Origin of the sequence: Gordonia sp. WA4-43 (genome assembly GCF_020520305.1) — a bacterium.
Classification (GTDB): Bacteria; Actinomycetota; Actinomycetes; order Mycobacteriales; family Mycobacteriaceae; genus Gordonia; species Gordonia hongkongensis.
Genome location: NZ_CP084736.1, coordinates 1974249 through 1984606, shown reverse-complemented (window position 1 = coordinate 1984606; position 10358 = coordinate 1974249). Strand labels below are relative to the sequence as shown.

Here is a 10358-nt window from a genome sequence, read left to right as displayed (position 1 = left end):
TCGAGACTCGGTGGCCGAGCATGTTCGCCGAGGTGTCAATTCAACATCGGGGACGAGAATCGTCGCCGCTAGGAAAGGAACGTTAGAGATGACCAATCCGTTCGACGATGAAAACGGCCGCTTCTTCGTGCTGGTGAACGACGAGAACCAGCACTCGCTGTGGCCGACGTTCGCCGACATCCCGGCCGGCTGGAACAAGGTCTTCGGTGAGGACAGCCGCGAGGCGTGCCTCAAGTACGTCGAGGAGAACTGGACCGACCTGCGCCCCAAGAGCCTGATCGAGGCCATGGAAGCCGACAAGAACTCCGCTTCCTGAGTTCGACCCCGCCGAGCGAGACGACGGTGGGACTGTTGCACATGGGTAACAGAACACCAGCTGCCACGCTCGACACCTTCGCACCTGCGGCCTCAGCTGTAACATGGCAGACGGGAATCCGGCGCGGATTCGGGTGTGGGGTCGGCCACATAAAAGTAGACTCGGAAGGGTCACAGTTGTGTGGAGTGAGGCACACTGGACGAAAGGATCGCAGCGCACAGTGGCCGGGGAGGCCGTGTCGTCGCGTTCGACGCCATCTTCGGCGGGGGAGGAAGGCACACCATGGAACGCTTACTGGATGACATCGAGAACCGAGGGGCGATAACGCCCCACCTGACCGCGGTTCGCCTGGGTGAGGAGGCCCTCACCTACGGCGTTCTCGCCGATCGGGTCGGGGACTACGAGACGGTCCTGGCCGACTACGGGATGTCGCATGCATCGGCGTTTTACGCCGCCCTCATGCACTGCATTCCGTCGTTGGCGGACATCGAACCGATCGATGTGCGCATGCAGGTCATCGGCGAGATCCACGCCTGGCTCGATCGCCACCGCGACGAGGCCGCGCCGGCGCGGCGTCTACGCGCAGTCAGCTGACCTGCCCGTACACGGACAGACCCGTCGAGCGGCGGATCGGTCTACGGAGCTGACTCGGAGTCTCAGAGTCCCGCGAGTAGCAACACCACAAGCAGGATCGGCCCACCGACGAGCACGCTCCCGGTACCGGTGATGATGCCCGCGACTGCTCGTCCGGTTCCGTAACGGGTGGTCGGAGCGCGGTTGATCTGTCGGAGCGCGACGGCGCCTGAGACGACCGCGATCATGCCGAGGAGTGCTCCGAGTCCGAAAACGAGGATGCCCGGCACCGACAGAAGTCCGGTGGTCAGCGCCAGCGAAGCGGCCGGCGCGACAGTCCGTCCGGTGGGTATGGGCATGGCATACGCGCGCGGAGGAAGCGCGAAGGGCTGTGGCGCCGAGGCGGGATACACCGCACTCGAGACGAATCGATCAGGGTTCTGCAGGTCCCAGAAATCGCCCACCGGGGGCAGGGCGGCGTGCTCGGAGGCGATGACGCGCATCCGCGTCTCGACTCGCGTCGCAGGCCGGACGGGTGCCGGCTCGACGGTCTGGCTCGGCTCGTCGAGATCGTTGACCGCCGGCCAGCGCACGTGACGATCGGTCACCGCGGGTGTGATCTCGTGGGTGGGATTGTCGACGCGCACGGCACCTCCTGGCTGTCGGCCTCCGCCATCGGGCCGCACGTGCGCGAGTCTACCGGCGACCGCCGACCACGCCCTGAGATGACGTCACCGGAGACCGCTCAGGGCGGTCACCCGCAATCTGCAGATGACCGCCCTGTGAGTTTGTATCTCGGCGACGCTTCTCGAAGTCGCGGCGTCGGGACCTCAGTTGCCCTGACTCTGGCCCTGACTCATGCTGACCAACTGGGTGACGGCGTCACCGCTGAGCTTCCATCCGTCGGTGTCGACGAAGGAGAGAGTGATGTCGACCGGTTGGGGAGCATTCGGGCTCTTGACGGCCACGGTCGCGGTGGCCTTCTTGTCGCCGTCCTCCTTGACGTCGGTGACCGTGAACGCGTCCGGTCCGTAACCGGCGGCAGATGCCCCCTTGGCGAAGGCGATGATCGCCGGCTTGGTGGCGGGGTTGGTGACGTCGACCACCGAGTCGATCTCGTTCTCGGGGGTGTCGGGGTCGATCGCCTTGCGGAGGATCGACTGCGCCTCGTCCTTACCGAGCCCGGTGACCTCGTCGACGGCGTCCGTCGCGGCGGACTCGACTTCGCTGACGCCACTCTCGACCGCGGTCGAGACCTTGCTGGTGACCTCGTCGACGGTGTCGGAGGACTCCGAGCAGCCGGTGGCGACGAGTAGTGCGGCGCCCGTGAGAGCGATGGCAGCGGCGGATTTCCGGATCTTCATGCGTTTCTCCTCATCCCAACTGCCACGGTTCGGCTCCGTGGCGGATGTAAGCCACCCTAACTCACCCTGTTACGGAATTAATCGGACCGCGGTCCGGTTAGCAAGGTGAGACCACGACAAGGGAGGCGCGACATGCAACTGGGAATCTTCAGCGTCAGCGACATCACCACCGATCCGACGACCGGTAAGACGCCGACCGAACACGAGCGGATCAAGGCGATCGTCGAGATCGCCAAGAAGGCCGAGGACATCGGCCTCGACGTGTTCGCCATCGGTGAGCACCACAACGAGCCGTTCTTCTCGTCGTCACCGACGACCACCCTGGCCTACATCGCGGCGCAGACACAGCGCCTGCAGCTGAGCACCGCGACCACGCTGATCACCACCAACGACCCGGTGAAGATCGCCGAGGACTTCGCCATGTTGCAGCATCTGGCCGACGGGCGCGTCGACCTGATGCTCGGACGTGGCAACACCGGCCCGGTCTATCCGTGGTTCGGTCAGGACATCCGCCAGGGCATCCCGCTGGCCATCGAGAACTACCACCTGCTGCACCGCCTGTGGACCGAGCACGTCGTGGACTGGGAGGGCCGGTTCCGGACGCCGCTCACCTCGTTCACCTCCACGCCGCGTCCGCTCGACGACGTCGCGCCGTTCGTGTGGCACGGGTCCATCCGCAGCCCCGAGATCGCCGAGCAGGCCGCCTACTACGGGGACGGCTTCTTCGCGAACAACATCTTCTGGCCCAACGAGCACTTCCAGCGGCTGATCAACTTCTACCGCGAACGCTACGAGCACTACGGACACGGCAAGGCCCGCCAGGCCATCGTCGGACTCGGCGGACAGTTCTTCATCCGGCGCAACTCGCAGGACGCGGTTCGTGAATTCCGCCCCTACTTCGACAACGCGCCGGTCTACGGGCACGGCCCGTCGCTGGAGGAGTTCACCTCGCAGACGCCGCTCACCGTGGGCAGCCCGGCCGAATTCGTCGACAAGACGCTGAGGTTCCGCGAGACCTACGGCGACTACCAGCGTCAGCTGTTCCTCGTCGACCATGCGGGTCTGCCGCTCAAGACCGTGCTGGAGCAGCTCGACCTGCTGGGCGAGGTGCTACCGGACCTGCGCGCCGGGTTTGCGGAGGGACGTCCCGACGACGTTCCCGACGCGCCGACGCACGCCTCGCTCGTCGCCGCCCGCCAGGAAGCCGATCAGGATGTGGAGGTGTCCTCGTGACCGCCCTGCGGATCGTCGCGGTGAATGCCGGTCTCTCTGAACCGTCGTCGACGCGACTGCTCGTCGACCGGATGGTCGCCGCCGTCACCGAAGGACTCGGGGCGGGCCGCTCGGACGTCGAGATCGTCGACCTGCGTGACCTCGCCGCCGACCTGGGACAGGCGATGACGGTCGGCTTCGCCTCGGGCCGGGCACGCGCGGCACTCGACGCGGTCGAGGGGGCCGATGCCCTGATCGTGGCGACCCCGGTCTTCAACGCGTCGTACAGCGGCCTGTTCAAGATGTTTTTCGATCTCGTCGACATCGACGCCATGTCGGGCAAACCGGTGCTGATCGGGGCGACCGGCGGCAGCCCGCGCCACTCGATGGTGCTCGACCACGCGCTGCGACCGTTGTTCGCCTACCTACGTGCCGTCGTCCTGCCGACCGGCGTCTACGCCGCGTCGGCGGACTGGGCGGGCGCCGGTGGGGACACCGCGTCGTTGAACGACCGGATCGGCCGTGCCGCAGCCGAACTCGTCTCGCTCCTCGGACCGAGGGGTGGCACAGGGCCGGGGAATGCCGCCGACGGGGAACCGCCGCGCGCGGCCGTGGCCGACGGCAGGCAGCAGGCGGTCGAGGCCGCGGGGATCGCGAACTTCGCGAGGTTGCTCGGAACGGCGTGATGCGCCCTCACCCGGGGGCGGCGCGCCCCGGGGTGTTGGCCCGGGCGCGCAGCCGTGAGTGCGGCAGCGGCGGCGCGGGCAGGTGCTGCGTCGAACCGACGTAACCCTGCACCTGCCCGAAGCGTTCGCTGCGCGCCTCCCACTGGTCCCGGTAGCCGACGATGTCGTCGTGTGTGCGCCCGATGAAGTTCCACCACATGACGATGTCCTCCGCCAGCGGTGCGCCGCCGAGGAAGATCACCCGGGCGTCGGTCTCGGCGACGTTGGTGAGCGTGATCCGCCCTGCGCCCAACCCGATGTAGCCCAGCTCGGTGCGGGCCAGCGGTGCGGCGTCGGCGCCGGCGACCTCGACGCTTCCGGTGTCGACGAGAATGCCGTGCTCGTGTTCGGGGTCGACGTCGATGTCGACGGCCGCGCCGGGTGCGAAGTCGAGCTGGGCGCCGGTCAACGGCGTGAACGTGTGCACCGGCGAGCGGGTGCCGAACAGTTCGCCGAGAAAGACCCTGGCGGTGACCCCGCCGAGGTCGAAAGCATCGGGCCGGTGGTGTGCGAAGTCGCGTGCGGTGTCGGCATTCTCGGCCGGCAACGCGACCCACAGCTGTACCCCGTGCAGGGTGGTGGTGTCAGGTGTCGAGACCTCGGTGTGCGCGATGCCGTGCCCGGCGGTCATGAGGTTGATCTCGCCGGGGCGGACCATCGCGTGGTTGCCCATCGTGTCCCGGTGCTCGACCTCGCCGGTGAACAGCCAGCTGACCGTCTGGAGTCCGGTGTGCGGGTGTGGAGGCACGTCCATCCCGCCGCTGCTCGCGACGTCATCGGGGCCGTAGTGGTCGATGAAACACCAGGCTCCGATCAGCGAACGTGACCGCTGCGGGAGGGTCCGGTGCACCGTCATCGCGCGCGGGCCGCCGAGCGGTACGTCGCGCGCGGTCAGGACGTCCATGTGGAGGAGGCCCGAGCCCGCGGCGACGCCGGCGTAGGCATGGCACTCGACCTCGACCGGGTCCGTCTCGAGATTGCTCATGGAACCATTGTCCGCGACCGCGGCCCGGACGTCCGCGAGCCCGAGAGATCCCCGGTCGGACCAGCGTGGGGTCCTCGAAACGCATCGTGATCCGATCGACCGAGCTCGACATCAGGGCGTGCCGCCCCAGCTGCAGGGATCGGAGTTCGTCGGCGATGGGGTGATCGCCGAGGGTCAGGTGCGCGCCGCCGATGCGGGTGCGGGTCCCGGTGGTCGAGGTGAGCCGCCACGGTGTCATCCGCGTGATCCCGTCGAGCTGCGAATAGGCGTGCAGCACGGTGTCGGCGGTCGAGTCCGGGACCTTGAGTCCCGGCTTCACACTCAGGTCGGCGACGAGTGCGCCGTCGGACACGAGGCGACCGCGTCTGGTGGCGGAGGAGTGGTCGACCTCGAACTCGGCGAGTGTCTTCGGGAACCCCCAGATGCCGCGCCCGGCGGCCAGGGTGAAGTCGCCGTCGACGGGGAGTCGGTGCACCAGCGCACGCGCGTCCCCTCTCAGCAGGGAGCGCATTGCCCGGATCGGTGAGGCGGGTGGGGTGGTCGGGTCCTCGACGAGGAAGCACACGCCGAACTCGTTGTACGGTCCGAGGTCGCCGTCGACGTAGTCGACGAACACGAGCATGCACATGGTGCGACCCGGTCGAATGCGCAACGGGCGAAGCGTCCCGGGCTGTGCCGATTCGGCGTCGATGGCCCGTGTCACGGCCCGGGTGTCGGCGGTGAAACCGGCGACGAAGCACCGTGCGTGCCGGATCTCGACCGGCATGGTCACCGGGGTGCCGAGTACATCGTGCGTCGAAGGTGCGCTCACCTGTTCTGCTCCTGCGTGTCGGGTCGGGTCTGGTCGGGGGGGCTGGTCGGTTTGTCGCCGGCTGGCGCCGGCACGATCACCCTTTTAGAACATGTTCTAGTCTTGCATGCCTTCGCTCCCGGCGGCACCCATCCGGGTGGTGTCCCCAAGAATGTGGACACGCCAGCTGTCAGATCGGGACCAGTTGGTGCAGTTTCGCACTCCGACGGGTGATATGTCCGACTCGGCACGTAGCTTTGGTCGAGGTTTCAGTAACGTGAAGCTGAGTAAAGGCTGAGAGTCTCGCATGTGCCTCGTGGGGGTGTTGGTGAACGACGAGCAGACGACCTTGATCGACGAGGATTCGTCGGAGGGTCATGCAGCGATCCGGGTTGGAATGGTCGACGACCATCGGTCCCCGATCTGGGGAATCGAACGAGTGTTGGACCCGGTTTCGGACATCTCGTTGGTCTGCTCGGCGACGACGGTTGCCGGCGTGCTCAGTGTCATGCAGCTCGACGTGGTCCTGCTGGACCTCCGTCTCGACGACGGCACCACGCCCCGCGAGAACGTCAACGCATTGTCGGCGGCCGGAGTGGCCACCGTCGTGTACACCTCTGGAGAGCATCCGGCGCTGTTGAGATCGGCGGCGCGCGCCGGAGCGCTCGGCGTGGTGCTCAAGTCGGCGGACGAGTCGGTCATCATCGACGCCATCCGGGCGGCCGCCGACGGCCGGGCGGTCCTCACCACAGAATGGGCTGCCGCTATAGACGGCGACCCCGAACTGGCGACTGTCGACCTGTCGCCTCAGTTGCAGAAAGTGTTGGCGCTGTACGCGTCCGGCGAGACGTCGGCCCGAGTCGGGGCTGCTCTCGGGGTCTCCGCGGAGACGGTCAACGAGTACCTCAAGCGGATTCGCCAGAAGTATGCGGACGCCGGGCGGCCGACGCGCACCAAGGTGGATCTCTTCAAGCGTGCCGTCGAAGACGGATGGCTCCCGGTGCCGCAGCGGTACCGGCACGAGGGACGGTCAACACCCGACGGGGCCTGGGGGCGAACGAGACATGGCTGACGGCATGGCCGCGGGAGTCGAGTCCCCATTTCTGGGTCTACCGACAGTTACTACGCCGTCTTAACGTTGAAACAGATTGATTTGGGGCGTCGGGGACACACGAGATAGCGCCGGTCTGAACAGGGGATGGGAACAATGACGGTCACTTCAGATATCTTCCGAGCCGGGACGGCGGCCGCACCGCGGCACGGAGTCGTGCCACGGCAACGTTCTAAGCCGGTTGATTACTTGGTTCCCGTCGAACGCTCAGCGGCGGTGACACGTCCGAGTCTGTCGGACCGGGAGGTCGAGGTTCTGCTCGCCTGGCTAGCCGCCGAGTCCAAAGAAGATGCCGCCGCACGACTCTTCATCTCGGCGTCCACGGTGAGCACGCACCTTGCGCGCATCCGGGCGAAGTACACCGCGGTCGGGCGAAGTGCGCCGACGAAAACCCACCTTTTTGCGCGAGCACTCCAGGACGGTTACACCGGTCTCGACCAGTGGTGAGGCCTGGCCCTCGAATAGTGAGCGCTCAGCGCAGGTCGCGTTCGATACGCGGCCAGGTCCGGTACAGGTCGTCCTGCCAGTAACCCCATGAGTGGGTGCCGGTCGGGCGGAAGTTCACCTCGACCGGGAGGTCGAGCGCACGCATACGCTCGACCATCTGCCGCGTGCAGATGTCGATGGCGACCTCGATCCCGCCGCCCACGATCGCCTGGTTCGCCAGCGTGAAACCGTCGCCCGCGATACTCGGGTCGGTCAGCTGCTCGTGGACACCCGGTGCTCCCGTCCCGGTCGTCATGTAGACCTTGCTGCCGCGCAGCTTCGCCGCGTTCAGGTACGGATCGTTGGCTCGCCAGCCGGGACCGTCGAGCGGGCCCCACATGTTGGTCATGTCCGCTTGACCGCGGTCCTCGACGACCAATCGGATGTACTGCTGGCCGGCCGGGTCGCTGGTCCGAGCGCACCCGCTGAAGGCGGCGACGGATCGGTACAACCCGGGGGCGGCGATGGCGAGATTGAGCACCGAGGTCCCCGCCATCGAGATCCCCGCGATCGCGTTGACGCCGGTGGTGTCGAACTCGTCGTCGATCAGGGGCGGCAGTTCCTTCGTGAGGAAGGTCTGCCATTTGTTGCGGCCGAGAGCGGGATCGTCGCGCTGCCAGTCGGTGTAGTACGAGTAGGCGCCACCGATCGGGGTGACGACATAAGCGTGCCGGTCGGCGAAGTACCGCTTGTAGGTGGTCCGTGCGTCCCAGGTCGCGGAGTCCTCCCCGCCACCGGCGCCGTTGAGTAGGTACAGGGTGGGTGCCGGCCGGGTCCGATCCCGTGGCGTGAGCACCGTGACCGGGACCGTGCGGTTCATCGAGGCGGAGTGGACGAGCAGCGTCACCTGCTGCGGGTCATCGGTGTAGGAGTCGACGACGCGGGAACCGTCGGGGGACGACGGGGTGGCGGCCGCCGGCGCCCCGGGAGCGGTCGCGAGGCCGGCGATGACCGCACCCACCGTCAGCAACCCGGCGAGGACTCGCCACCCGCCGAGATGTCGCTGCCGCTGTTCCCGACGACCGATTCCGTTCACATCGCACCTACTCGTTCTCGAGATCCCGTCGGATCGGACGCGCCGACGTGCCGGCCCCACAGTCTATGGATCGCCCGCACACAGAAGAACGATACGAGCGGAGATCGCCAGGGCTGTCACCCGAAGGATCGAATTCTCGCCGCCCTAGAGGGCGACCTGGGCGAGGATCGGTGTCGTCGGCTGCGGCGAACCGCCGGCCGGTTCGATGGTGACCGCGAGCACGCTCGACCCGCGCACGTCGTCCACCACCACCGGGGCGGTGTCGTCTCCGGGGATCAGCCCGGCCGGCACCGGCTGCGGTGCACCGCCCACCAGCCACAACTGATACGTGCTGTCGGCCGGGATGGGCGTGCGCAGGTCCCGCAGGAGCGCGACCGCCTGGTCGGCCGATTCGGACGTCACCACCGCGATGGTGCCCCGGTCGTCGGCCAATGGCTCGACGCTCACGGACGCGTCTGCGGCGGTGAGTACCCCGAGCACCTCACGCTGGGAGTCGCTGAGCGCCGTCGACGAGGTGGACGACTCGGGGGCGGTGGTGCGACCGATGAGCACGCCTGCCCCCAGCGCCACGGCCACGGTCACCGCCGCGGCCGCCAGGATCGCCGTTGCGCGTGCCGGGCGCCGCGCGGTTCCACCCGATCGATGCTGTCCGTGGCGCGAGTCGCGGGGCCGCAATTCGACCGGCGGCGGCGGCGCGAGGTCGCTCTCGCCGGATCGGCCCGTTCCCGCGGGTGCGACCGGCGGGACGGGATCGACCGCGGCGGCCGGGTTCTGCGGGCCCGGATCGATGCCTGAGGGTACGTAGGCCTCCGGGGTCAGCGCCGCACCCTCGAAGACGTGCTGCAGCACCCGGTCCCGGAGTTCGGGCGGTGCGTCGAGCGCATACGTCGTCGCGAAACCCGCCATGGCCGCCTGGATGTCGGCGATCTGGGCGTCGTGTTCGGCCCGCTCGTGGGGTGGAAGTGCGGCGAGTTCTGACTCGACGCGTCTGGTCTCGTCGGGGGTCAGCGCGCCGACGGCGAACAATTCGACGTGGTCGTCGAGCCAGGTGGCCCCGCGGTCCCCGGTCGTATCGGATGTGGTCATTGTGGGATCAGGCGTCCTCGTGCGTCCTCAGGCAGGTTCTCAACCGACGCAGGCCATCTCGAATCCGAGATTTGATGGTGGGCAAGGGGGTATCGGTGTGCCGGGCGACCTCGGGATAGGTCAGGCCCCCGAAATACGACATCTCGATGCAGCTCCGTTGCAGTTCCGTGAGCGTGCCGAGACATGTTCGTAGCGTACGCGCCTCGTCGGTCTGCACAACGACCTCGAGCGGTATGTTGCGCGGGGTCTCCACCGACACCGCGCCGTACTGCGACATCCGCTGTTGCTGCAGTTCTTCGGATCGCACGCGGTCGACGGCCCGCCGGTGGGCGATGGTCATCATCCAGGTGATGACCGAACCGCGCCCGGGCTGGTACTCGCCGGCCTTCTGCCAGTACTGCAGGTACGCCTCCTGGACGATCTCCTCCGCGTACTGACGGTCCCGCACGACGCGAAACGCGAGTCCGTAGATCCGTGAACTCGTGCGGTCGTACAGCGTGGAGAACGCGGTCCGATCGCCTGTCGCGGCTGCGGCCAGCAACTCCCGCAGCATCTGTGCTTCGCCCCCGCGTCCGTGGTGCGCGTCGGCGGCCGCGCTGCCATCGTCCGGTGTCACGGTTCCACGGTAACGAAGACGTAGGGATTTCTCGGGTGATCGTCGATCCCGGGGCTAC

At 67.5% G+C, this 10358-nt stretch carries 12 protein-coding genes and 1 pseudogene; 6 read left to right on the top strand and 7 right to left on the bottom strand.

The genetic code is table 11. The features are described 5' to 3' along the window. The first annotated feature begins 88 nt into the window (after positions 1-88). Both LEL84_RS09070 and LEL84_RS09065 read left to right on the top strand, forming a co-directional pair. Positions 89-316: an MbtH family protein gene (locus LEL84_RS09070; RefSeq protein WP_226513849.1), complete on the top strand. Its 228-nt coding sequence runs from the start codon at positions 89-91 to the stop codon at positions 314-316. A gap of 282 nt (positions 317-598) precedes the next feature. Continuing rightward, entirely contained in the window at positions 599-910 is a 312-nt protein-coding gene (locus tag LEL84_RS09065; protein WP_226513848.1) for a hypothetical protein, read from the top strand. Positions 911-972: 62 nt separating this feature from the next. On the opposite strand, the gene LEL84_RS09060 is transcribed toward LEL84_RS09065, so the two are convergent. Then, complete coding sequence (locus tag LEL84_RS09060; RefSeq protein WP_226513847.1) at positions 973-1536, bottom strand: DUF4190 domain-containing protein; 564 nt, start codon at positions 1534-1536, stop codon at positions 973-975. A gap of 183 nt (positions 1537-1719) precedes the next feature. Next, complete coding sequence (locus LEL84_RS09055; protein WP_226513846.1) at positions 1720-2253, bottom strand: DUF4878 domain-containing protein; 534 nt, start codon at positions 2251-2253, stop codon at positions 1720-1722. A 132-nt stretch (positions 2254-2385) separates the two neighbouring features. On the opposite strand from LEL84_RS09055, the gene LEL84_RS09050 reads away from it, so the two are divergent. Together LEL84_RS09050 and LEL84_RS09045 are read left to right on the top strand one after the other, a co-directional pair. Further along, positions 2386-3486 (top strand): LLM class flavin-dependent oxidoreductase, encoded by a 1101-nt coding sequence (locus tag LEL84_RS09050; RefSeq protein ID WP_226513845.1) that lies wholly within the window; start codon positions 2386-2388, stop codon positions 3484-3486. Next, the gene (locus LEL84_RS09045) at positions 3483-4151 is read left to right on the top strand and encodes a CE1759 family FMN reductase (RefSeq protein ID WP_226513844.1); all 669 of its coding nucleotides are present in this window, start codon (positions 3483-3485) and stop codon (positions 4149-4151) included. The genes LEL84_RS09050 and LEL84_RS09045 overlap by 4 nt, the downstream gene beginning before the upstream one ends. Positions 4152-4158: 7 nt before the next feature. Here LEL84_RS09045 and LEL84_RS09040 read toward each other — a convergent pair whose 3' ends face one another. After that, positions 4159-5175, bottom strand: coding sequence for a pirin family protein (locus LEL84_RS09040; protein ID WP_226513843.1), 1017 nt, complete (start codon positions 5173-5175; stop codon positions 4159-4161). 58 nt (positions 5176-5233) lie between these two features. After that, positions 5234-5986, bottom strand: a pseudogene (locus tag LEL84_RS09035) (acetoacetate decarboxylase family protein); the annotation flags it as partial. Positions 5987-6362: 376 nt separating this feature from the next. Here LEL84_RS09035 and LEL84_RS09030 point away from each other — a divergent pair. Then, positions 6363-7037, top strand: coding sequence for a helix-turn-helix transcriptional regulator (locus LEL84_RS09030; RefSeq protein WP_226514275.1), 675 nt, complete (start codon positions 6363-6365; stop codon positions 7035-7037). Positions 7038-7172: 135 nt separating this feature from the next. Continuing rightward, on the top strand, positions 7173-7523 hold the full coding sequence (locus LEL84_RS09025) for a response regulator transcription factor (RefSeq protein WP_388028343.1): 351 nt from the start codon (positions 7173-7175) through the stop codon (positions 7521-7523). Positions 7524-7548: 25 nt separating this feature from the next. On the opposite strand, the gene LEL84_RS09020 is transcribed toward LEL84_RS09025, so the two are convergent. From LEL84_RS09020 to sigK, 3 genes are all read right to left on the bottom strand, one after another. Next, positions 7549-8598 carry an alpha/beta hydrolase gene (locus tag LEL84_RS09020; protein ID WP_413466954.1) on the bottom strand — a complete coding sequence of 350 codons (1050 nt, stop codon included), beginning with the start codon at positions 8596-8598 and terminating at the stop codon, positions 7549-7551. Between the two features lie 144 nt (positions 8599-8742). Then, positions 8743-9684 carry an anti-sigma factor gene (locus LEL84_RS09015; protein WP_137809559.1) on the bottom strand — a complete coding sequence of 314 codons (942 nt, stop codon included), beginning with the start codon at positions 9682-9684 and terminating at the stop codon, positions 8743-8745. A gap of 7 nt (positions 9685-9691) precedes the next feature. Then, complete coding sequence (gene sigK / locus LEL84_RS09010) at positions 9692-10300, bottom strand: ECF RNA polymerase sigma factor SigK (protein ID WP_226513841.1); 609 nt, start codon at positions 10298-10300, stop codon at positions 9692-9694. Positions 10301-10358 lie beyond the last annotated feature (58 nt).